The sequence below is a fragment of the Rhizobium sp. BK049 genome, assembly GCF_014193135.1.
In the GTDB taxonomy this organism is placed as follows: Bacteria; Pseudomonadota; Alphaproteobacteria; order Rhizobiales; family Rhizobiaceae; genus Rhizobium.
On record NZ_JACHYV010000013.1, the window covers coordinates 110,955 to 133,080 of the forward strand.

Sequence of the window (22,126 nt, forward strand, 5' to 3'; positions counted from 1 at the left end):
AGAAGTTTGGCGCTGTTGAGTTTGTGATGGGAGGTTGATCACATGAAAAAGTCATTTTTGATGAGCGTTGCCGTGGCGGCGCTTTGTGCCGGTGCTGCGTCCGCGGCCGATCTGAAGTTTGCGCCGGGACAAGATGCCAAGTTCAACTGGAAGAGCTATGACGAATTCAAGGCCGCTCATGCCGACCTGAAGGGGCAGCCGCTGACGATCTTCGGCCCGTGGCGCGGTGAGGACGAGGCGTTCTTCCGGAGCGTTCTCGCCTATTTCACCGAAGCGACCGGAATCGACGTCAAATATTCCTCTTCCGAAAACTACGAACAGCAGATCGTCATCGACACGCAGGCAGGCTCGCCGCCGAACATCGCTGTTCTGCCGCAGCCGGGGCTGCTGGCCGATCTCGCCGGCAAGGGCTTCCTGACGCCGCTCGGCGACGACAATTCCAAGTGGATCAAGGACAATTACGGCGCCGGCGACAGCTGGGTCGGTTATGGCACATACAAGGGCAAGGACGGCAAGAAAGCCTTCTACGCCTTCCCTTATAAGGCCGACGTCAAGTCGCTCGTCTGGTACGTGCCGGAGAATTTCGAGGAAGCCGGCTATAAGATCCCGACGACCATGGAAGAGCTCCATGCCCTGACCGACCAGATCGTCAAGGATGGCGGCGTTCCCTGGTGCATCGGTCTCGGTTCCGGCGGCGCGACCGGCTGGCCGGCGACCGATTGGGTCGAGGACATCATGCTGCGCATGCAGCCGCCGGAAGCCTACGACAAGTGGACGACCAACGAGCTGAAGTTCACCGATCCGGCCGTGGTTGCCGCGATCGACGAATTCGGCAAGTTCGCCAAGAACGAGAAATATGTAAACGGTGGTGTCGCAGCCGTGGCCTCGACCGATTTCCGCGACAGCCCGAAGGGCCTCTTCACCGTTCCGCCGAAGTGCTACCTGCACCATCAGGCCTCGTTCATACCCTCCTTCTTCCCTGAGGGCACGAAGCTCGGACAGGACGCCGACTTCTTCTATATGCCGACCTATGCTTCGCATCCCGAACTCGGCAAACCGGTGCTCGGCGCCGGCACGCTCGTCTCGATCACCAAGGACTCGAAGACGGCCCGCGCCTTCATCGATTTCCTGAAGACCCCGATCGCACACGAGGTCTGGATGGCGCAGTCGAGCTTCCTGACACCCTACAAGGGCGTCAGCACGGAGGCCTATGCCAATCCGCAGATGAAGAAGGAAGGCGAGATCCTGACGTCGGCCACTACCTTCCGCTTTGACGGTTCCGACCTGATGCCGGGCAAGATCGGCGCAGGCGCCTTCTGGACGGGCATGGTCGATTTCGTCGGCGGCAAGACTGCCGAAGAGGCGGCCGGCGAAATCCAGAGCGCCTGGGACGGCATCAAATAATCGTTAATACGATGCCGCCGGTTTGCCGGCGGCATGGCCTCGTGACTGGCCGGGTTCTCAAAGAGCCCGGCCTTCGCGGGATATATTGTGACTGGGCAATCAAACAGATTGACGGTGGCCGGCCTTGATCCGTCAGAATAAAATCCGGTCGGAATGAAATCAGGGGAAGCAGGGGAGGGCGAAATGCTGTTGCAGATAGTGTCCGCGTTGGGCGTCGTGGTCGTGGCCGTTGTCGCGTGCTCGGCCTATTTCTATTTTTCGAACAAGATTCTGGATCTGGCTCTGCCGGTGAAGGATGGCGACATCCGCGCCGCATCGCGCAACCTCAACCGGCGCGCACTGATCCGGCCGTGGTTGTTCATCGGGCCGGCGCTGTTCCTGCTTTTCGTCTACCTCGTTTATCCCGTGGTCGCGACCTTCATCCTCTCTTTCTACGACCGCACCGGTCTGCAGTTCGTCGGCCTTGCCAACTACAAATGGGCGATTGGGGACCGCGAATTCCGCCAGTCGATCTTCAACAACATCCTCTGGCTTGCCGTCGTGCCGGCCGCCTGCACCTTCTTCGGCCTTGTCATCGCCGTGATGACAGACCGTATCTGGTGGGGCAATATCGCCAAGAGCATCGTCTTCATGCCGATGGCGATCTCTTTCGTTGGCGCATCGGTCATCTGGAAATTCATCTATGAATATCGCGGCGGTAACGACGTCCAGATCGGCTTGCTGAACGCCATCGTCCAGCTTTTCGGCGGCACGCCGGAAGTCTGGATCTCGGTTCCTTTCTGGAACAATTTCTTCCTGATGATCATCCTGATTTGGATCCAGACCGGTTTCGCCATGGTCATCCTGTCGGCGGCGCTGCGCGGCATCCCGGAAGAGACGATCGAGGCCGCCGTCATCGACGGCGCCAATGGCTGGCAGATCTTCTGGCGCATCATGGTGCCGCAGGTCTGGGGCACCATCGCCGTGGTTTGGACGACGATCACCATCCTCGTCCTCAAGGTCTTCGACATCGTGTTGACCATGACGAACGGCCAGTGGCAGACAATGGTGCTGGCGAACCTGATGTTCGACTGGATGTTCCGCGGCGGCGGCGATTCCGGCCGAAGCGCCGTCATCGCCATCATCATCATGCTTGCCGTCACGCCGATCATGATTTGGAACGTGCGCCGTGCCAACCGCGAACTGAAGGGCCATTGAGATGACCGCTGTCGGAAGCTACTTCAAGATCGGTCCCGCCCGTCTCTTCGTTCACCTTGCCGTTCTGCTGATCGTCATCATCTGGCTGATCCCGACGCTCGGCATCTTCGTCAGCGCGCTGCGCGACAAGGACCAGATCGTCGTCTCCGGATGGTGGACGGCCTTTGTCGGCTCGACGCAGACCGTCGCCGTCCGCCTGGGCACGCCCGATCAGCAAAAGCAGGAAGGCGCCACTTACGTCATTTCAGGCAATGTGCTGGAAGGGCAGACCGGCCGCTCGGTAAAAGCCTTCGGCAACCGCGTGCAGCAGCCGGCCGCTTTCGAAGCCGGCGAGACCGCCGATCTCGGCGACGGCGAGAGCCTGCAGATCAACAGCGACGGCAGCTATCGCTATACCAAGAACACGGCTTTTTCACCTGACGAGCGGCCGCGGCGCATCTACGTGTCCGTCTCCGCGCCGCCGCAATTCACGCTGCAGAACTATAAAACGGTTCTGACCGGCGAAGGCATCGGCCAGTCCTTCATCAATTCGCTGACGGTGACGATCCCGGCGACGATCATCCCGATCCTGATTGCCGCTTTTGCCGCCTATGCCCTGAGCTGGATGGAGTTTCCCGGCCGCGCGCTGCTGATTGCGCTCGTCGTCGGCCTCATCGTCGTGCCGCTGCAGATGTCGCTGATTCCGCTGCTTCGCCTCTACAACGAGATCGGCAATATGCTCGGCCAGCCGTCGAAGACCTATCCCGGCATCTGGTTCGCGCACACCGCCTTCGGCATGCCGCTCGCCATCTTTCTCCTGCGGGCCTATATTGCCGGCCTGCCGAAGGAAATCATCGAGTCCGCCCGCGTCGACGGCGCGAGCGACTTCGAGATTTTCACCCGTATCGTTTTGCCCTTGTCCTTCCCGGCACTCGCCTCCTTCGCCATCTTCCAGTTCCTGTGGGTATGGAACGACCTGCTCGTCGCCATGGTCTTCCTCGGTACCGATCAGGATCACCTCGTGCTGACCGGCAGGCTGAACGCGCTGCTCGGCTCGCGCGGCGGCAATTGGGAGATTTTGACGGCGTCAGCCTTCGTCACTATCGTCGTGCCGCTGCTCGTCTTCTTCGGACTGCAGCGTTATTTGGTGCGTGGTCTGCTGGCGGGTTCGGTCAAGGGCGGCTGACAATCCCCCGAAATGTGACGAACAGGATATCTCATGAACGTGGCTTCCCAATCGATCTTGACCGCCGATAAGGACTGGTGGCGCGGCGCGGTGATCTATCAGATCTATCCGCGCTCCTACCAGGATTCGAACGGCGACGGCATCGGCGATCTGAAGGGCATCACCGCCCGCCTGCCGCATGTGGCGAGCCTCGGCGTCGACGCGATCTGGATCTCGCCCTTCTTCACCTCGCCGATGCGCGATTTCGGTTACGACGTTTCCGATTACGAGAATGTCGATTCGATCTTCGGCACGCTGGTGGATTTCGACACGATGATATCAGAGGCCCATCGCCTCGGAATCCGCGTGATGATCGACCTCGTCATCTCCCACAGCTCGGACCAGCACCCCTGGTTCGTGCAGAGCCGTTCCAGCAAGACCAATGCCAAGGCTGATTGGTATGTCTGGGCCGACGCAAAACCCGATGGCTCGCCGCCGAATAACTGGCTGTCGATCTTCGGCGGCTCCGCATGGGCGTGGGACCCGACGCGCATGCAGTATTACCTGCACAATTTCCTGACCTCGCAGCCGGATATGAACCTGCATAACCCGGAAGTGCAGGATCGTCTGCTCGATGTCGTGCGCTTCTGGCTCAATCGTGGCGTCGACGGTTTCCGCCTCGATACCATCAATTTCTATTTCCACGACCCGCTCTTGCGCGACAATCCGGCGCTTGCGCCCGAGCGGCGCAACGCCTCGACGGCGCCGGCGGTCAATCCCTATAATTTCCAGGAGCATATCTACGACAAGAACCGGCCGGAGAACCTTGCCTTCCTGAAGCGTTTCCGCGCCGTGCTCGAAGAGTTCCCGGCGATCGCCGCCGTCGGCGAGGTGGGTGACAGCCAGCGCGGCCTCGAAATCGTTGGCGAATATACCTCAGGCAATGACAAGATGCACATGTGTTATGCCTTCGAGTTCCTCGCGCCCGATCCGCTGACGCCGGAGCGCGTCGAGGAGGTGATGGAGGATTTCGAAGCTGCCGCACCCGATGGCTGGGCCTGCTGGGCCTTCTCCAATCATGACGTCATGCGTCACGTCAGCCGCTGGGGCGGGCTGGTCGCCGATCACGACGCCTTCGCCAAACTCTATGCCTCCCTGCTTTTGACGCTGCGCGGCTCCGTCTGCCTCTACCAGGGCGAGGAGCTGGCGCTGACGGAAGCCGATCTCGCCTATCAGGATCTGCAGGATCCTTATGGCATTCAGTTCTGGCCTGAGTTCAAGGGCCGCGACGGCTGCCGCACGCCGATGGTCTGGGACAGCCACGTCGCCCAGGGCGGTTTTTCAACCGTCAAGCCCTGGCTGCCGGTACCGGTCGAGCACATCCTGCGCGCGGTCAACGTCCAGCAGGGTGATGAGACTTCGGTGCTGGAGCACTATCGCCGCTTCATTGCCTTTCGCAAGTTGCATCCGGCCTTTGCCAAGGGTGAAATCGAATTCGAGGAGGCGCAGGGCGACAGCCTGGTCTTCACCCGCGAATACGGCGATGAAAAGCTGCTCTGCATTTTCAACATGAGCCCGGCCGAGACCGGCGTCACTCTGCCTGCGGGAGAGTGGCAGGCATTGACGGGCCATGGCTTTACCAGCAACAACTATGGCGACAAGATCGATATTCCGGCCTGGGGGGCGTATTTCGCCCGTCTCGCTTAAGGATCAGGAGGGGAGTGACAAATGACTGGACTGACACTGAAGGACATCCGCAAATCCTACGGTTCCGTGGATGTTCTCCATGGTATCGACCTCGATATCAAGCAGGGCGAATTCATCGTCTTCGTCGGTCCGTCCGGTTGCGGCAAGTCCACGCTTCTGCGCATGATTGCCGGTCTCGAGGCGATTACCGGCGGCGAGATGTATATCGACGGCCAGCTCGTCAATGACGTGCCGCCATCGAAGCGCGGCATCGCAATGGTCTTCCAGTCCTACGCGCTCTATCCGCACATGACCGTCTACGACAATATGGCCTTCGGCATGAAGATCGCCGGCGAAAGCAAACAGGAGATCGACCGCCGTGTCCGCGCGGCGGCCGAGAGCCTGCAGCTGACCAAATATCTCGACCGCCTGCCGAAGGCGTTGTCGGGCGGCCAACGCCAGCGCGTGGCGATCGGCCGCGCCATCTGCCGCGATCCCAAGGTCTTCCTGTTCGACGAGCCGCTGTCCAACCTCGATGCAGCGCTGCGCGTTGCCACCCGTATCGAAATTGCCCGCCTTAACGAGCAGATGGCCGATACGACGATGATCTACGTCACCCACGACCAGGTCGAGGCGATGACGCTCGCCGACCGTATCGTCGTCCTCTCGGCCGGCAATATCGAGCAGGTCGGCGCGCCGCTGGAACTCTACGAACGCCCGGCCAACCTCTTCGTCGCGAAATTCATCGGCTCGCCCGCCATGAACATCATTCCGGCGACGATTGCCGGGACCGGCAGCCAGACGACCGTAACGCTGACCGGCGGCATGTCGGTGACATTAGATGTGGCGACCGAAGCTTCCGAGAAAGGCAAGCAGGCGAGCTTCGGCGTTCGTCCCGAAGATCTGAGGATCGCCGACGGGAGCGACTATGTTTTCGAGGGCGAAGTCTCGATCGTCGAGGCGCTCGGCGAAGTGACGCTGCTTTATATCGAGGGCCTGGTTCCCGGTGAGCCGATCGTTGTCAAGTTGCCGGGCATTTACGATGTCCATAAGGGCCAGAAGATGCGCTTTGCCGCCGATCGGCAGAAGCTGCATCTCTTTGACGCGACCGGCCACACCTATCGGAAATGAGGAAGCCATTTTTGGGGTAATAACACCAGAAATTGTGCGGGACGGGCCGAATTCTCACTTTCTGTTAAAGATCGGCTGCTACCTTTTCCCAGTCGATTTACGAGGGGGACAAGCACGTGGCCGCTTCCAATCCATCACAGCCAAGACCTCACTTCCTGAGCAAGGAAGAATCCTTCATGTATGACCGCGAGGCGCGGTTCAAGATGGAGGACACAATGAATGCCGCGCGCATCGAATATACGGAAAAGGGTGTCATGCACGCGGCTTCGCGCCGCTGCGATATCGTCCGCATCTCGATGAGCAGCGCGACGCTCGCCATCCTGACCCAGTTCAACCTGCCGAAGCAGTTCTATCTGGATATTCCGGATGCCCGCATCACCAAGGTCGGTTGCCTGCTGATGAAGGTGAATGCCAACAACACGATCGAGGTGCGTTTCCTGCGACTGCTGACCCAGAAGGAACTCAACAAGATCTTCGTCTACAGCACGCACCCGGCGCACAAGGATTACGTTCTCGATATCCGCGCCTAAGGATATCACCGGACCTGATACAGAAAACCCGCGGGGTGCTTCGTGCGCACTCCGCGGGTTTTTGTTTGCTCCGGGCGTTCGTGCTCAGTGGAAAAGCACGCTCGCACCCTGATCGGAAGCGCCGACGGCGCGGCGGAAGGGGGCGAAGAGTTCACGGCCCATGCCGAATTCATTGTCGGAGAGATCGATGCTCACCGGCTCGCGCTCGGCCATGTCGGCTGCGTCGACCAGCACTTCGAGCGTGCCCTTGATTGCGTCGAGGCGAATGATGTCGCCGTCCCGGATGCGGGCAATCGGGCCGCCGTCGACGGCTTCCGGGGTGACGTGGATCGCCGCCGGTACCTTTCCGGATGCGCCGGACATGCGCCCGTCGGTTAGGAGCGCCACGCGGAAGCCGCGATCCTGCAGCACGCCGAGCGGCGGCGTCAGCTTGTGCAGTTCCGGCATGCCGTTCGCCTTCGGCCCCTGGAAGCGCACGACGGCGACGAAATCGCGGTTGAGCTTGCCTTCCTTGAAAGCGTCCTGCAGTTCCTGCTGGCTGTGGAAGATGATCGCCGGCGCCTCGATGACGTGGCGCTCCGGCTTGACGGCCGAGATTTTGATGACCGCCTTGCCGAGGTTGCCGCGCAGCATCTTCAGCCCGCCATTTGCCTGGAAAGGCGTCTCGATGTTGGCAAGCACCTTCGGATCGTGGCTCTTGTCCGGCGACGGTTCGCGCAGCACGGTGCGGTTCTCGCCGAGGCGGGCATCGACCGTATAGGCTTCGAGGCCCTGGCCGAAGACGGTGCGAACGTCGTCATGCACCAGCCCGTGCTTCAAGAGTTCCTTGATGAGGAAACCCATGCCGCCGGCCGCCTGGAAATGGTTCACGTCGGCAAGGCCGTTCGGATAGACGCGGGCAAGCAGCGGCACGATTTCGGAAAGCTCGGCGATGTCCTGCCAGGTCAGCTGAATGCCGGCTGCCCGCGCCATGGCGACGAGGTGCAGCGTGTGATTGGTCGAGCCGCCGGTCGCATGCAGGCCGACGACGCCGTTGACGACGGAGCGCTCATCGATCATCTCGCCGGCCGGCGTGAATTCGTTGCCGAGTGCCGTGATCGCCAGCGCCCGCTTGGCGGCTTCGCGCGTCAGTGCTTCGCGCAGCGGCGTGCCGGGGTTGATGAAAGAGGATCCCGGCATGTGGAAACCCATGATCTCCATCAGCATCTGGTTGGAATTGGCGGTGCCGTAGAAGGTGCAGGTGCCGGGACCATGATAGGACTTCGATTCCGCCTCCAGCAGCTCGGCGCGGCCGACCTTGCCCTCGGCAAAGAGCTGGCGCACGCGCGACTTCTCGTCATTCGGCAATCCCGTCGTCATCGGACCGGCCGGAACGAAGATCGACGGCAAATGACCGAAGGACAGGGCCGCGATGACAAGGCCCGGCACGATCTTGTCGCAGACGCCGAGGAAGAGGGCGGCATCGAACATGTTGTGGGATAGGCCGACGCCCGCGGCCATGGCGATCAGGTCTCGCGAGAAGAGCGAGAGCTCCATGCCAGGCTGTCCTTGGGTGACGCCGTCGCACATGGCGGGCACGCCGCCGGCCACCTGGGCGACACCGCCAGCCTCGGCGGCCGCCTCGCGGATGATTGCCGGATAGGTCTCGAACGGCTGGTGGGCCGAGAGCATGTCATTATAGGCGGTGATGATGCCGAGGTTGGGGACATGGTCGCCGGCGAGCGCGTCCTTATCGGCGGGGGAACAGATGGCGAAGCCGTGGGCGAGGTTGGCGCAACCGAGCACCGAGCGCTGCACGCCCTTTGAAGCTGCGGCGCGCAGGCGGTCCAGGTAGCGCTCGCGGGTCGGCTTCGAGCGTTCGACGATGCGATCCGTGATCGCAGAAATGCGTGCATGAGCGGACATGGAAAATCCCTGCCTTATTCGTTGTCTCTAACTCTCTCGGCGGCTCCGGCCTGAATCCGGATCCGGGTCTGGGGCCGATCAGGGAGCCCAGTAGATCTCGACCGGGGAAGTGGCCCGGCGCAGAACGGCGCGGATCGGCATTTCTGCCTCGTCACCGCTGCCTTCCGCCTTGGCGAGAACGTCTTTTTTGCCTTCGCCCTCGATATGGAGCACCAGGAGTGCGGCATCCTGAAGACTGGAGAAGGTGAAGGTCAGGCGCGGCTCGCCGGCTCCTTCCGCTTCCATCGGGATGACGCCGCGCGGCGTCGATGCGTCGAGCGCCTGGGCAAGATTGCTGCCGCCCGGAAAGAACGAGGCCGTGTGGCCATCGCCGCCCATGCCGAGGATCACCACGTCGAAGGGGATGCCTATTTCGGCGCTCTTTTCCGTCGCAAGCCTTGCGGCCTCTTCGACCGAAGCTGCCGGCTGGTAAAGCGGCACGAAACGCGCCGCCTTCGCCTTGTTCTGCAAGAGATTGGCATCGACCAGCAGATGATTCGAGCGCGGATTGTCGGCCGGTACGAAGCGTTCGTCCACCAGCGTGATCGTCACCTTGTCCCACGCAATGTCGCGTGTCGAAAGCGCCTGGAAGAAGGCCTTCGGCGTCGAACCGCCGGAAACGGCCATGGACGCCGCACCTCGAGCGGAGATGGACGCCGAGAGCGTATCGGCAATCTTATCGGCGAGGCTGCCGGCGAGTTCGGCGGCACTGGCGAAGGAATGCAGGGTTGAGGCCATCGATGTCGTCCTAGATGTCGTCATGCCAGGTGCGGCCGTCGCGCTCGATCAGCGCGATGGCCTGGCTCGGACCCCAAGTGCCAGCTGTATAGCCCTGCACCTGCTGGCCGGTCGTTTCCCAACCCTTGAGGATCGGATCCACCCATTTCCAGGCGGCTTCGACTTCGTCGCGGCGCATGAACAGGGTCTGGTTGGAACGGATCACGTCCATCAGCAGGCGCTCGTAAGCGTCCGGATTGCGGACATTGAACGCCTGGGCGAAGCTCATGTCGAGCGATACGTTGCGTAACCGCATGCCGCCCGGACCCGGATCCTTGATCATCAGCGACTGCTTGACGCCCTCATCCGGCTGCAGGCGGATGATCAGCTGGTTGGCGACGATGCGTCCGGCCGCCTGGTCGAAGATCGCATGCGGGATCGGCTTGAAGGTGATGACGATCTCGGACATGCGTCCGGTAAGCCGCTTGCCGGTTCTGATGTAGAAGGGAACGCCCGCCCAGCGCCAGTTATTGATCTCGGCCTTGATGGCGACGAAAGTCTCGGTGTTCGAGACGCCGCCTTCCAGCTCTTCGAGATAACCCTTGACCGGGCCGCTTCCCGAAGCGCCGGCGCGATACTGGCCGCGGACCGTCGCCTGCTCGACATTGGAGGCATCGAGCGGCTTCAGGGCGCGCAGCACCTTCAGCTTCTCGTCGCGAACGGCTTCCGAATCCATCGACGATGGTACTTCCATCGCCGTCAGGCAGAGCAACTGCAGAATGTGGTTCTGCACCATGTCGCGCAGCGCGCCGGCCGTGTCGTAATAGCCGGCGCGACCTTCGAGGCCGACCGATTCCGCCACGGTGATCTGCACATGATCGATATAGTTCGCGTTCCACAGCGGCTCGTAAAGCGCATTGGCGAAACGCAAGGCCATCAGGTTCTGCACCGTCTCCTTGCCGAGATAGTGGTCGATACGGAAGATCTGCTCTTCCTTGAAGACGCGGCCGATCGTGTCGTTGAGTTGCAGCGCCGAGGCCAGATCACGGCCGATCGGCTTCTCGACGACGATGCGGGTCGATTTGGTGATCAGCTTGTGGTCATGGATCTTCTGGGAAATATCGCCGAAGATGCCGGGCGCAACCGCCAGATAGAAGGCGCGCACCCGGTCCCTGCTTTCGTCGAGCAGTTTCTTCAGCTGATCCCAGCCCGTGTCAGTGCGGGCGTCGACCGAAACATAGTAGAGGCGGGCACAGAACTTTTCGACCTCCGCGTCGTCGTATTCGCCTTTCTTCAGGTGTTCCTTCAGCGCATCCTTGGCGAACTTGCGATATTCCTCATGCGAAAGCGGGCTGCGCGAGGCGCCGATGATACGCGTCGGTTCCGTGAACTGACCTTCGATCTGGCGATGGTAGAGCGCAGGCAGAAGCTTACGTTCGGCAAGGTCGCCGCTGCCACCGAAGACGACATAATCAAAAGGCTCAACGGGAATGATCTGGCTGCTCATGAGCTTGTCTCTCAATCAGGCTGGTTGGCGGCCCTTTTAATCTAATCGATTTAAAAAAGCCAGTGTGCAGTGCAATGAATCTGTCAGGCACCGGTTTTAGAGCGAATTCCGCAAAGAGGAAATCCGCAATCGGACTAAAACTTGTCGCGAAGCGCAAACCACGACAAGGCCAGGAAAAGCAACGGCGCCCGCATCCGGGCTCCGCCGGGAAAGGCGGGAATGTCGAGCGATTTGAACAGATCAAGATCGCCGGATTTTCCGAGCACCGCTTCCGCGTAGAGCTTGCCACAGTAGTTTGACAGCATGACGCCATGGCCGGAATAACCGCCGATCGAGGTGACGCCGGGCATCACCTCGCGCACGAAAAGCTGGCGTGGCATGGTGATGCCGACGCTGCCTCCCCAGGCATGGGTGATCTCGATATCCTTCAGGTCGGGATAGATCTCGGCGATCTGCCGGCGGATATGCTCCGATATGTCCCGCGGATTGTCAGCCGTATAGGCCTCGCGCCCACCGAACAGCAGGCGGCCTTCGAATCTGCGGAAATAGCGCACGACGAAGCGCGAATCGGCGACGGCCTCGCCCCCCGGCAGCACATCGGGGTAGCCGTCGAGCGGAACAGTGGCGCCGATGAAGGAGCGGATCGGCATAACATGACTTGCCGTCACCGGCTCAAGATTGCCGATATGGCCGTTGCAGGCGATCAGCGCCCGGTCGGCGGTGATCGTGCCCTTTTCGGTTTCGATCGTCACCTTGCCGCCGCTTTGGCGGATCGCCTTTGCCTGGGTCATCTCGAAAATGGACGCGCCGGCATTGGCGGCCACCCGGGCGAGCCCGATGAGCAGCTTGAGCGGATGAATATGGCCGGTCCCGACATCGCGCACGCCGCAGTGGAAACGCTTCGAGCCGAGCCGCTCCTGCGTTTCCTTCTCATCCATGAAGCTCAAATGCGGGTAGCCATAGCGCTCAGCGGCGATTTCGGCATTCTCACGGTAGTCACGTTCGTAGCTTGCCTTGTGCGCGACGTTGAGCTGCCCGGGCACATAATCGATCTCGATCTGATGTTCCCGGGCGAAATCGAGAAGATGGCGCTTGGCCGCCTCGGCGACATCGAACAGGGCTTTCGAGCGTTCGTAGCCGATCTTTTCCTCAAGCTCTTCCGGCCACCATCGCTGGCCGGTGCCGAGCTGGCCGCCATTGCGCCCCGACGCTCCGTCTCCGAAGCGCCAGGCCTCGATCAGCACGACGGAAACGCCTGACTTGGCGAGGTTGTAGGCGGCCTGCAGGCCGGTATAGCCGCCGCCGACAATTGCGACGTCGCATGTTCTCGAGCCGTCGAGAGCGGCGTAGGTCGGCCGCTCCCCGACAGTTGCCTGATACCAGGATAGCCCGGGCGCAATCGGGCTCTGCCACATCGCCTGCGATGCCATGATATCGCTCACACGTTGAGCAGAAGAAACTCCCGCTCCCAGGGACTGATCACCTGCATGAAGGTCTCGAATTCGCCGCGCTTGACGCCGGCGTAAAGGCCGATGAACTGCTTGCCGAACACCTCTTCGAAGGCGGGCTCGTCCTCCATCAGCGCCACGGCTTCCAGCAGGCCGCGCGGCAGGTCGATCGAGCCCTCATTGGCCGAATCCTCGGTCGGCGCCGTCGGCTCGATCTGCCTCATGATGCCGAGCAGGCCGGCGGCAAGCGAGGCGGCGAGCGCCAGATAGGGATTGGCGTCCGAGCTCGGCAGCCGGTTTTCCACCCGCCGCGCCTGCGGATCGGAAACCGGAACGCGGAAGGCGGTCGTCCGGTTGTCGTAGCCCCAGGCGTTGTTGACCGGGCAGGACATGTCGGGCTGCAGGCGCCGATAGGAATTCACATAGGGCGCCAGCATCGCCATCGCGCTCGGCACAAATTTCTGCATGCCGCCGATGAAATGGAAGAATTCCTTCGAGGCCGATCCATCCGCATTGGAGAAGACGTTTCTGCCTGTCTCGACATTGACTACTGACTGGTGGATGTGCATCGCCGATCCCGGCTGGCCCTGCATCGGCTTGGCCATGAAGGTCGCATAGATGTCGTGCTTCAGCGCCGCTTCACGGATCGTGCGCTTGAACAGGAACACCTGGTCGGCAAGCTCGATCGGATTGCCGTGGCGCAGGTTGATCTCGAGTTGCGCTGGTCCCTCTTCGTGGATCAGCGTATCGATCTCCAGCCCCTGCTTCTCGGAGAAATGGTAGATGTCGTCGATCAGCTCGTCGAACTCGTTGATGCCGGCGATCGAATAGCCTTGGCCGCCGAGGATCGAGCGGCCGGAGCGGCCTTTCGGAGGATGCAGCGGATAGTCGGGGTCGTCATTCTTGGCGACCAGGTAGAACTCGATCTCGGGTGCGACGATCGGCTTCCAGCCGCGATCATGATAAAGGCTCATGATCCGCTTCAAGACGTTGCGGGGCGTATAGGGCACTTCCCCGCCATCCGAATCGACGATATCGCAGATCACCTGCGCCGTCGGGTCGGTCTCCCAGGGCACGACCGATAGCGTCGACAGATCCGGCATCAGCTTCAGATCGCTGTCGCGCGGCTCGTATCGGAAGCTCTCCGTCTCCTCCGGATACTCACCTGAAATCGTATGTCGGTAGATCGCCGAAGGCAGGGCCAGTGAGGTGTTGGAGGTGAATTTGGAACTCGGCATCATCTTGCCGCGCGGAACGCCGGCAAGATCCGGCGTGATGCATTCAATGTCTTCGATGCTCCTAGCCCTCAGCCACTGCGCCGCTTCCTTCCAGTTCGCAACGCCACGCAGGGATCCGGGGTCCGGGGGTGTTTTGGTCGAGGCGGGTACGTTTCTGGCAGGCTTCAGCGTCGTCTTTTTTGGGGACATGACACACCGGTTTGGTTGATCGTGGCGCCATCATAGCCGGAGTTTGCCAATTGGCGAGGGGTTGAGAACGTTGACTTTCGTCCTTTGATGGAAAAGAAGACGCCGGTTGGATCGGGGAAAAAGGTTTGCAGCACAAAAGCGACGTCATCGTCATCGGCGCCGGAGCCGCCGGCATGATGGCGGCCATTCGCGCGGGCAAACGCGGCCGCTCGGTCGTGGTCATCGACCATGCGAAGGCGCCTGGCGAGAAGATCCGCATATCAGGCGGCGGCCGCTGCAATTTCACCAATATCCATGCCGGACCGAGGAATTTCCTTTCCGCCAATCCGCATTTCTGCAAGTCGGCGCTTGCCCGTTTCACGCCCGCCGATTTCATCGCCATGGTCGATCGGCATGGCATTGCATGGCATGAAAAGACGCTCGGTCAGTTGTTCTGCGACGATAACGCCAAGGACATCATTCGTATGCTGCTGGACGAGATGCGCGCGGTCGGCGCGGGCCTGCATCTCGGCACCGAAGTATCCGGCGTCGAGAGGAGGGAGGCAGGCTTCCGCGTCTCCACGGGCGAAGGCGTCTTCGAGGCATCCTCTCTCATCGTGGCGACCGGCGGCAAATCGATCCCGAAGATGGGTGCCACCGGCTTTGCCTATCGCCTTGCCGAACAGTTCGGCCTCACCTTGCTCGAAACCCGCCCGGCTCTCGTGCCGCTGACGGTGGATCCAGGCATGCTTGCAAGCATTGCGCCGCTTGCCGGCATCTCGGCCCCCGCCGAAATCCGCCACGGCCGCACTGCCTTCCGTGAAGCTCTGCTGTTTACCCACCGGGGTTTAAGCGGCCCCGCCATCCTGCAGATTTCCTCCTACTGGCGGGAGGGCGATGAAATCGTCGTTGCAGTCGAACCGGATGTCGACATATCGGCGCATTTGAAGACGGCGAAGCGGCTTAATGGCCGCCAGTCGGCCCAGACAGCTCTCGGCGATATCCTGCCGAAGCGGCTGGCCCAGTTTCTCGTCGAGCGGGAAAAAATCGCCGGTAATATGGCCGACCTGCCGGACAAGGCCCTGCAGCGGCTGGCCGCCAGCGCCCAGAACTGGATCATCAAACCATCCGGCTCGGAAGGATATCGCACTGCCGAGGTGACGCTCGGCGGCATCGACACCGCGGGCCTCGATTCCCGCAGCATGGAAGCAAAGACCGTTCCCGGCCTTTATTTCGTCGGTGAATGTGTTGACGTCACCGGCTGGCTCGGCGGCTATAATTTCCAATGGGCCTGGGCTTCCGGTTTTGCCGCCGGCGAATCTGCTTAGAAATATCCGCAATAACGATTCAAGACTTCTTAAGAGAGGTGCGCCATCCTGTCTCAATTGCCGGCTCTGAAAGCTTTTCCCAAATTAAGCTTTACCGGCAGGCCTTTTTGTTGGACTGTTGTGTCATAAGAGTGAGGTTTCGAGCATGAACAGAAACGCACGACGCGCCCGCGCCATCGCAATCGCCCAGGCAAAACCCGACGCCCGCATCGCCACCCTGCGATACCTGATGCTCGCAGCCGGCGCGACCGCCGCCAGCCTGGCGCTGCTGCTAGCCAACCTCATCTGATCCTGCCCGCCCATCTGAAAGCAAACTTGCCGGCCTCCGATCGCGACGCTGCGGCCGCGTGGCGCATAATCTGCAATTATTTCACCGTCTTGGCTTAAGTCACCATTACCGCTTATCTGAAAATTAATATCTAATCTGACACAATCGCCCGCGATTATTTGGGCGTTTCCAAATTTGCTTGGACATGAACTGGCAATGACTGCCGCCTGGCCTCCAGGTCCCCCGATGGAAATAGAATAATTCGATGTGCACTCGGCTGGCGCGCCTTATGGCTGCCGGCGGGAGGAGTAGTGTATGAAAGGCCCGGAACGCCATGTTGATTGACAAGATTCTTTCCCGTTTCAGGATCAAGACCAAGGTTTTGATCTTCGTTCTGCCCTTTGTCGTTACCATTTCGGCGGTGGGATTGACCGGCCTTTACGCATCCGGCCTTCTTCAGGGCCGCATGGAAATATCCAATAGCGTGCTGCAGTCGCTGAGCGGGTTCAAGGATCTCTACGGTTCGATGGACGATTTCCTGCGCGTCACCAGCCCCGAGGCGCGTGATAAGCTGCTGTCGGATCTGAAGATGCAGCAGGGCGTGCTCGATCAGACGCTCGACCAGGTCGGTGAACAGGCTGCCGGCCGGGACAGCCTCGCGGAAGCTTCGAGCCGCACCAAGGAGATTTCGGGCGTCGTCGACAAGCTCTGGGCGTTGCACGAGCAGGAACAGGCGCTGCATGAGCAGATCGATGCGGCGCAGAAGAGCCTGATCAGCACCCGTTTCACGGTCTCCTATCAGGCCGAGGAATTGCAGACCGCGCTCCAGCGCGATGAAGGCGCTGCCACCATAACGCTGCGCACGGCCGACCGCCTATTGAAGGGCGGCGATTTCTTCGGCACCGTGGCCAGCGGCTACGCCAAGCCGCAGACGCCTGAGGAAAAGATCGCCTTCATCAACGAACAGATGCCCGCGATCATCAAGTCGCAGCGCTTGATCGCCATTTCGGTTCCGGCCAATCAGAAGAATGTCATCGATGCGCTGGCAGCGACCATCGACGGCATTAAGGCGATCGCCCAGATGCCCAGCCCGACCGACGAGAACATCACCGAACTCGGCCGCCTCATTTCGCGCTTCCGTCAGACCTCGACTTACACACAGTTGACCGCGACGCAAATGATGCGTCAGGCGACACAGAGTTTTGCTGAACTCGAGGGCCGCATTGGCCAGACCAATTCCGTTCTTCAGGATACGCGGCGCCTGGAAAATTCCGTCTATGCGCTGCAGATCGTCCTTTCCGATTTCCTCGCCAATTCAAGCAGGGACAATCTGGTCCGTCTGCAGCAGCAGACCGGCACGCTCGGCAAGGACATGGAGGTGCTGGCCACCAGCGCCAAGGGAATGGGCTTTGCCGAAGGCATATCGGACGCGATCAAGCCGGCGCTTGACGTCATATCGGGCGGCGGTTCGAAGATTGTCGATACGATCGGCGAGCGCGTGACGGCCTATGCCGCAGCGCGCCAGGAACTCGACGGGATCTGGAGGAAGCTCACTGATTTCGCCGAACTGCAGAAGCAGACGGCCGGAACCGAGCGCACCCAGGCAAACAGCATCTCCGTCATGACCACTGGCCTCGGCATTCTTCTGTCGATCCTCGGCGGCATCGCCCTGGTGCTGACACTGCAGCGCCCGATCAGCCAGATCACCGCCGCCATGCGCCGGATTGCCGACGGAGCCCTGGATACCAGCATATCGGGCGAGCAGCGCTATGACGAAATCGGCGACATGGCCCGGGCGCTCGGCATCTTCAAGGAAAATGCCATCTCGAAGATCCGCATCGAGGAACAGAGCGACGAGGAGCGCGCTGCCGCCGAGCACGAGCGCCAGCGCAACGATGCCGAAAAGCGCGAAATGGACCGTCAGATCGAGTTCGCGGTCAACGCACTTGCGGCCGGCCTCGAGCGCATGTCGCAGGGCGATATCTCGACGACGATCGATACCCCCTTCATCGGCCGACTCGAACAACTTCGTCAGGATTTCAACGGTTCGATGCTGCGGCTGCAGGCAACGATGAGCCAGATCCGCGACAACGTCGAATTGATCCAAGGCAACGGCAACCAGATGGCCCACTCGGCCGAGGATCTCTCCAAGCGCACGGAACAGCAGGCTGCCTCGCTCGAAGAGACCGCCGCAGCCGTCGATCAGATCACCGTCACGGTCCGTTCGTCGGCCGAACGCGCCAAGGACGCGGACCAGATCGTCCGCCAGGCCAAGCGCAGCGCCGACGATTCCGCGGTCGTCGTCAGCAATGCGATTGACGCCATGGGCCGCATCGAGGAGGCCTCGCGTCAGATCGAGCAGATCATCGGCGTCATCGACGAGATCGCCTTCCAGACCAATTTGCTGGCGCTCAACGCCGGCATCGAGGCGGCCCGCGCCGGCGAGGCCGGCAAGGGCTTCGCCGTCGTCGCCATGGAAGTCCGCGAACTTGCCCAGCGCTCCGCGGCGGCTGCGCAGGAGATCAAGGGCCTGATCAACAAGTCGACCAGCGAGGTCAGCTCCGGCTCGCAGTTCGTCCAGGAAACCGGCACCGTGCTTGCGAAGATCAGCGCCCAGATCGTCACGATCAGCCAGCATGTCGAGATGATCGCCCGCGCCAGCCACGACCAGTCCAACGCGCTGCAGAGCGTCAACTCGACGGTCAATCAGATGGACCAGATGACGCAGAAGAACGCCGCGATGGTCGAGGAGACGACGGCCGCCAGCCGCGAACTGGCCGACGAGGCTGACGCGTTGCGCCGTCTGATCCAGCAGTTCAAGATCCACGGCGAGGCGGCCGAAGCCGAGGTTTATCGCGCCGCCTGATCGCGATCCTTCTCATCCAAACGGCCCCGGCTCTTCCCGGGGCCGTTTTCTTTTGTGTGCAGAATCGCGCTTCCCGCCGCTCTGATTTACGGAAAATTTTTCCTTAACGCTTTTGGCTTAATTTAGCATTTGTCATGCCGGCCGGGGGTTACGATGCTGCGCCTTTTTTCTACGTCTATCGTGCGACAGATCGTTGCGATCACGCTGTTTCTGCTGGCGATCAGCACGGCCGCCATCGTCGGCGCAACCTATTACAATCTCAGCCGTCATGTGATGGACGGGGCCGTCTCCGACGCCAGGGATGCCGCCCGCGCCATGGCTGTCCTTTACGGCGCAGCTGATCCGGCGGCGAAGATTGCCGTGAAGGACAATCAGCTCTCCGCCGTCACCGAGGATGGGGTTCCGGCCCTTGCCGATCATTCGCTTGTCGATCGCACCGCGCAGTCGATCGCCGGCGTAGCGACCATTTTCCAGAAGCAGGGCAGCGACTACGTCCGCATCTCCACGAACGTCAAGAAAGAAAACGGCGAGCGCGCCGTCGGCACAAAGCTCGCAGCCGAGCACCCGGCCCAGCCGGTTCTTGCCAGGGGTGAGGCCTATTACGGCCCGGCCGAGCTATTCGGCCGCAAGTTCATGACCGGCTATTTCCCGATCAAGAACGCATCAAATGCCAATGTCGGTATTCTCTTCATCGGCATTCCGATGGAATTCTATTACCAACGCATGAATGAGCTGCAGATCCTGATTCTCGCCATCGGCGCCATCGTCATGCTGCTCGTCGGTGTTCTCGCCTTTTATGCGATCCGCCTGTCGGTGAAGCCTTTGCAGGCGCTGACCGCCAGCGTCCACTCGATCTCCTCGGGCGATCTCGAAGGGACGATCCCTTGTCTTGAGAAGAAGAACGAGTTCGGCGATATCGGCCGAGCCCTGGCGCTTTTCCGGGACAGCGCCCGCGCCAGGCGCGATCTGGAAACCGAAGCAGTCGAACAGCGCGCCTTGAGCGACGCGGAACGCGCCCGCAACGATGCCGACAAGTGCTCGCTCGACAGCCAGATCGATTTTGCCGTCAGCCAGCTTGCGGCCGGCCTCGGACGCCTGTCCCAAGGCGATGTCTCGCAAACGATCGGCACGCCCTTTATCGGCCGGCTGGAACAACTGCGCGTCGATTTCAACGCGTCGCTGCTGCGGCTTCAGGATACGCTCTCCGGCATTCGCGACAGCGCCTCGACGATCCAGCGCAACAGCAGCGCCGTTTCGGCCTCCGCCGGCGAGCTTTCGAAACGCACCGAGGCGCAGGCGGCGAGCCTGGAGGAGACCGCCGCCGCGGTTGAGGAGATCACAGTGACAGTTCGCTCCTCCGCCGAGCGTGCCCGCGAAGCCAACAGCGTCGTGGCCGCGACCAAGAAGACGGCCGACAATTCCGGCACGGTGGTTGGCGATGCCGTCGCCGCCATGGAGCGTATCGAAGGGGCCTCGCAGCGTATCGAGCAGATCATCGAGGTGATCGACGATATCGCCTTCCAGACCAACCTTCTGGCGCTGAATGCCGGCATCGAAGCGGCGCGGGCCGGCGAGGCGGGTAAAGGCTTTGCCGTCGTCGCCCAGGAAGTCCGCGAACTCGCCCAGCGTTCGGCCGATGCGGCGCGCGAGATCAAGTCGTTGATCGAAACGTCGAGCCGGGAAGTGACAGCAGGCTCGGAACTCGTCCAGAAGACCGGCGGCGTTCTTGCCTCGATCAGCCAGGAGATCATCGCGATCAGCGGCCATGTCGAGACTATCGCCACTGCCAGCCGCGATCAGTCGGCCGCGCTGCAGGAGGTCAACGGCTCCGTCAACGCCATGGACCAGATGACCCAGAAGAACGCCTCGATGGTTGCCGAGACAACGCAGGCAAGCCGCCTGCTTGCCAGCGAGGCCGATACGCTGATGGCGCTGATCGGAGGCTTCCGCATTGGCGCCGAGCCCGCGGCCGCTCACCTCGGCGCAAGGAAAGTCGCCTGAGGAACCCGGCCGCGACTGCCGCAAGACTGCGCCGCAGCCTTGCGGCGCTTTGACACCACGCGCCTGATGATGAGGTCGAGCGAGGTCAGCCAGGCGGCGAGGCGAATGGTGCCGCTGTCTCCGAACTCGTCATAGAATCGATCCTCATCCGCCTTGCTGTTGCTCGGCGGGCGATGGTGGCGAAATCCATGCACGCCTGCGATGGTGATCATGTCGATCATGGGATGTCCTTTCCTACTCAAAGACATCTCTTGGTTTAAGCATCGAATTTCTCTTCATAAACAGGGAAATCCACGCTATGTTTTTCAGTGATGAAAAACGCGAATTGGGATTCCTATCAGCTTTTCCTGCAGGTGGCCCGGCTCGGCGGCCTGACGGGGGCGAGTTCCGCAAGCGGTCTTAGCCCCGCGACCATCGGCCGACGCATGCTCGATCTAGAACAGGAGGTCGGCCGCACCCTGTTTTCCCGCAGCCAGACAGGTTATCGGCTGACGCGGGATGGCCAGGCGCTGCTCGATCACCTTCAGGAAATGGAGGCCGCCGCCCGCAAGGTCGAAGCCTGGCGGCAGTCCGGGGAGGGCGGCACGACAGTCAGGATCACTGCAGGCACCTGGGTCGCCTGGCTTCTGACGGAGAATTTCGCTGCCATCCGCATGCCGGGCGATGCCTTCGCCATTGCGCTCACCATCGGCGAGGCGCGGGCAAGCCTTGCCTATCGCGAGAGCGACATCGGCATTCGCGCTTTCGAGCCGGAGGAACCCAATCTGGCCGCCCGACAGCTTGGAGAGGTGGCATACGCCGTCTATGTCAGGCGAAACGCAGTCGAGACCGACGAGCGCTGGATTGCCGTCGGCGAGGAGGAGGCGATCTCGGCCTATCTGCGCTGGCCGCATTCCCATGCCGCGGCTGATATCGTCGCCACCGTCAACCGGCCGCGGTCGCTGCCGGATCTGGTGCGCGCCGGCGCCGGCAAGACGGTGCTTCCCTGTTTCGTCGGCGATCTTCATCCCGAATTGCAGCGCCAAGGCGGCGAATTGCCGGAATTGCGTCACCGTCAATGGATCGTCATGAATGCCGAGGATCGCCATCGCCCGGAGATCCGCACGGTCGCCGACCGCATGACGAAGCTCGTTAGAAGCTATGCCGACCTTTTCGCCGGCAAGCGTCCGAGCCGCGGCTGATGCCCGGCCCGCGGAAGACTGGAAGACGATATGGCGTCCGCGCATTCTTTCGCGGCGCGGACGCTCTGATCGAGCTCAAACCGAGCGACGTGCCCGGGCTGCCGCCTATTTCGTCAGTGCCGGTTGGTGACGACGACCGGGATCAACAGGTCGCCCCAGTTGCCGTCGCCGCCGTGGTGACGGGCCGAGCGCACCAGTTCGACAGAAACGCCGGCCTCGACGGCCTTCATGACGGATTGGTTCAGCCGATGCAGGTCATTGGCGAGCATGCGGATCGTCGTCTGCTGATCCTCGCTCATGCTCGATGCCTGCTCTTCGGCCCGTTCGCGGACGCGTGCGATGGATGCCATGATCTATCCTCCTCTTCG

At 61.4% G+C, this 22,126-nt stretch carries 18 protein-coding genes; 11 read left to right on the forward strand and 7 right to left on the reverse strand.

Annotated features, from left to right (window positions below):
- Nucleotides 1–42 precede the first annotated feature (42 nt).
- The 6 genes from FHT70_RS15670 to FHT70_RS15695 all read left to right on the forward strand — a co-directional run bounded on the left by FHT70_RS15670 (nt 43) and on the right by FHT70_RS15695 (nt 7,092).
- A complete protein-coding gene (locus FHT70_RS15670; protein WP_183702717.1) occupies nt 43–1,404 on the forward strand; it encodes an ABC transporter substrate-binding protein in 1,362 nt (453 codons plus the stop codon).
- A gap of 183 nt (nt 1,405–1,587) precedes the next feature.
- Complete coding sequence (locus FHT70_RS15675) at nt 1,588–2,601, forward strand: sugar ABC transporter permease (protein ID WP_085776985.1); 1,014 nt, start codon at nt 1,588–1,590, stop codon at nt 2,599–2,601.
- A gap of 1 nt (nt 2,602) precedes the next feature.
- Nucleotides 2,603–3,766 carry a carbohydrate ABC transporter permease gene (locus FHT70_RS15680; protein WP_183702720.1) on the forward strand — a complete coding sequence of 388 codons (1,164 nt, stop codon included), beginning with the start codon at nt 2,603–2,605 and terminating at the stop codon, nt 3,764–3,766.
- Between the two features lie 33 nt (nt 3,767–3,799).
- Complete coding sequence (locus FHT70_RS15685; RefSeq protein ID WP_085776987.1) at nt 3,800–5,452, forward strand: alpha-glucosidase; 1,653 nt, start codon at nt 3,800–3,802, stop codon at nt 5,450–5,452.
- A 21-nt stretch (nt 5,453–5,473) separates the two neighbouring features.
- Nucleotides 5,474–6,562: a sn-glycerol-3-phosphate ABC transporter ATP-binding protein UgpC gene (ugpC, locus tag FHT70_RS15690; RefSeq protein WP_085776988.1), complete on the forward strand. Its 1,089-nt coding sequence runs from the start codon at nt 5,474–5,476 to the stop codon at nt 6,560–6,562.
- A gap of 176 nt (nt 6,563–6,738) precedes the next feature.
- A complete protein-coding gene (locus FHT70_RS15695) occupies nt 6,739–7,092 on the forward strand; it encodes a hypothetical protein (RefSeq protein WP_009996042.1) in 354 nt (117 codons plus the stop codon).
- Nucleotides 7,093–7,176: 84 nt separating this feature from the next.
- Here the strand turns inward: FHT70_RS15695 and edd are convergent, their stop codons facing one another.
- The 5 genes from edd to FHT70_RS15720 form a co-directional block, all read right to left on the reverse strand.
- The gene (edd, locus tag FHT70_RS15700; RefSeq protein WP_097600348.1) at nt 7,177–8,997 is read right to left on the reverse strand and encodes a phosphogluconate dehydratase; all 1,821 of its coding nucleotides are present in this window, start codon (nt 8,995–8,997) and stop codon (nt 7,177–7,179) included.
- Nucleotides 8,998–9,075: 78 nt separating this feature from the next.
- Entirely contained in the window at nt 9,076–9,774 is a 699-nt protein-coding gene (pgl, locus tag FHT70_RS15705) for a 6-phosphogluconolactonase (protein WP_183702722.1), read from the reverse strand.
- Between the two features lie 10 nt (nt 9,775–9,784).
- Nucleotides 9,785–11,260, reverse strand: coding sequence for a glucose-6-phosphate dehydrogenase (gene zwf / locus FHT70_RS15710; protein ID WP_085776991.1), 1,476 nt, complete (start codon nt 11,258–11,260; stop codon nt 9,785–9,787).
- Between the two features lie 134 nt (nt 11,261–11,394).
- A complete protein-coding gene (locus FHT70_RS15715) occupies nt 11,395–12,690 on the reverse strand; it encodes an FAD-binding oxidoreductase (RefSeq protein WP_183702726.1) in 1,296 nt (431 codons plus the stop codon).
- Between the two features lie 8 nt (nt 12,691–12,698).
- Nucleotides 12,699–14,135 carry a glutamine synthetase family protein gene (locus FHT70_RS15720; RefSeq protein WP_183702729.1) on the reverse strand — a complete coding sequence of 479 codons (1,437 nt, stop codon included), beginning with the start codon at nt 14,133–14,135 and terminating at the stop codon, nt 12,699–12,701.
- A gap of 125 nt (nt 14,136–14,260) precedes the next feature.
- On the opposite strand from FHT70_RS15720, the gene FHT70_RS15725 reads away from it, so the two are divergent.
- The 4 genes from FHT70_RS15725 to FHT70_RS15740 all read left to right on the forward strand — a co-directional run bounded on the left by FHT70_RS15725 (nt 14,261) and on the right by FHT70_RS15740 (nt 20,577).
- Entirely contained in the window at nt 14,261–15,442 is a 1,182-nt protein-coding gene (locus tag FHT70_RS15725; protein ID WP_183702732.1) for an NAD(P)/FAD-dependent oxidoreductase, read from the forward strand.
- A gap of 145 nt (nt 15,443–15,587) precedes the next feature.
- Nucleotides 15,588–15,731, forward strand: coding sequence for a hypothetical protein (locus tag FHT70_RS15730; RefSeq protein WP_176536335.1), 144 nt, complete (start codon nt 15,588–15,590; stop codon nt 15,729–15,731).
- Nucleotides 15,732–16,044: 313 nt separating this feature from the next.
- Entirely contained in the window at nt 16,045–18,576 is a 2,532-nt protein-coding gene (locus tag FHT70_RS15735; RefSeq protein WP_183702736.1) for a HAMP domain-containing methyl-accepting chemotaxis protein, read from the forward strand.
- A 153-nt stretch (nt 18,577–18,729) separates the two neighbouring features.
- Nucleotides 18,730–20,577 carry a methyl-accepting chemotaxis protein gene (locus tag FHT70_RS15740; RefSeq protein WP_183702740.1) on the forward strand — a complete coding sequence of 616 codons (1,848 nt, stop codon included), beginning with the start codon at nt 18,730–18,732 and terminating at the stop codon, nt 20,575–20,577.
- Here FHT70_RS15740 and FHT70_RS15745 read toward each other — a convergent pair.
- On the reverse strand, nt 20,550–20,798 hold the full coding sequence (locus FHT70_RS15745; protein ID WP_183702743.1) for a hypothetical protein: 249 nt from the start codon (nt 20,796–20,798) through the stop codon (nt 20,550–20,552). The two genes, FHT70_RS15740 and FHT70_RS15745, sit on opposite strands and share 28 nt — an antisense overlap.
- A 90-nt stretch (nt 20,799–20,888) precedes the next feature.
- Between FHT70_RS15745 and FHT70_RS15750 the strand changes: the two genes are divergently transcribed.
- Nucleotides 20,889–21,758 carry a LysR family transcriptional regulator gene (locus FHT70_RS15750; RefSeq protein ID WP_097600355.1) on the forward strand — a complete coding sequence of 290 codons (870 nt, stop codon included), beginning with the start codon at nt 20,889–20,891 and terminating at the stop codon, nt 21,756–21,758.
- Between the two features lie 113 nt (nt 21,759–21,871).
- On the opposite strand, the gene FHT70_RS15755 is transcribed toward FHT70_RS15750, so the two are convergent.
- Nucleotides 21,872–22,108: a hypothetical protein gene (locus tag FHT70_RS15755; RefSeq protein ID WP_064800722.1), complete on the reverse strand. Its 237-nt coding sequence runs from the start codon at nt 22,106–22,108 to the stop codon at nt 21,872–21,874.
- Nucleotides 22,109–22,126: the final 18 nt, after the last annotated feature.

Coding starts and splice junctions, on each gene's coding strand:
- FHT70_RS15745 (WP_183702743.1), bottom strand. CDS start 20,798: ATGATCGACATGATCACCATCGCAGGCGTGCATGGATTTCGCCACCAT.
- FHT70_RS15730 (WP_176536335.1), top strand. CDS start 15,588: ATGAACAGAAACGCACGACGCGCCCGCGCCATCGCAATCGCCCAGGCA.
- FHT70_RS15670 (WP_183702717.1), top strand. CDS start 43: ATGAAAAAGTCATTTTTGATGAGCGTTGCCGTGGCGGCGCTTTGTGCC.
- FHT70_RS15735 (WP_183702736.1), top strand. CDS start 16,045: ATGTTGATTGACAAGATTCTTTCCCGTTTCAGGATCAAGACCAAGGTT.
- zwf (WP_085776991.1), bottom strand. CDS start 11,260: ATGAGCAGCCAGATCATTCCCGTTGAGCCTTTTGATTATGTCGTCTTC.
- FHT70_RS15740 (WP_183702740.1), top strand. CDS start 18,730: ATGCTGCGCCTTTTTTCTACGTCTATCGTGCGACAGATCGTTGCGATC.
- ugpC (WP_085776988.1), top strand. CDS start 5,474: ATGACTGGACTGACACTGAAGGACATCCGCAAATCCTACGGTTCCGTG.
- FHT70_RS15750 (WP_097600355.1), top strand. CDS start 20,889: ATGAAAAACGCGAATTGGGATTCCTATCAGCTTTTCCTGCAGGTGGCC.
- pgl (WP_183702722.1), bottom strand. CDS start 9,774: ATGGCCTCAACCCTGCATTCCTTCGCCAGTGCCGCCGAACTCGCCGGC.
- FHT70_RS15680 (WP_183702720.1), top strand. CDS start 2,603: ATGACCGCTGTCGGAAGCTACTTCAAGATCGGTCCCGCCCGTCTCTTC.
- edd (WP_097600348.1), bottom strand. CDS start 8,997: ATGTCCGCTCATGCACGCATTTCTGCGATCACGGATCGCATCGTCGAA.
- FHT70_RS15675 (WP_085776985.1), top strand. CDS start 1,588: ATGCTGTTGCAGATAGTGTCCGCGTTGGGCGTCGTGGTCGTGGCCGTT.
- FHT70_RS15720 (WP_183702729.1), bottom strand. CDS start 14,135: ATGTCCCCAAAAAAGACGACGCTGAAGCCTGCCAGAAACGTACCCGCC.
- FHT70_RS15695 (WP_009996042.1), top strand. CDS start 6,739: ATGTATGACCGCGAGGCGCGGTTCAAGATGGAGGACACAATGAATGCC.
- FHT70_RS15715 (WP_183702726.1), bottom strand. CDS start 12,690: ATGGCATCGCAGGCGATGTGGCAGAGCCCGATTGCGCCCGGGCTATCC.
- FHT70_RS15685 (WP_085776987.1), top strand. CDS start 3,800: ATGAACGTGGCTTCCCAATCGATCTTGACCGCCGATAAGGACTGGTGG.
- FHT70_RS15755 (WP_064800722.1), bottom strand. CDS start 22,108: ATGGCATCCATCGCACGCGTCCGCGAACGGGCCGAAGAGCAGGCATCG.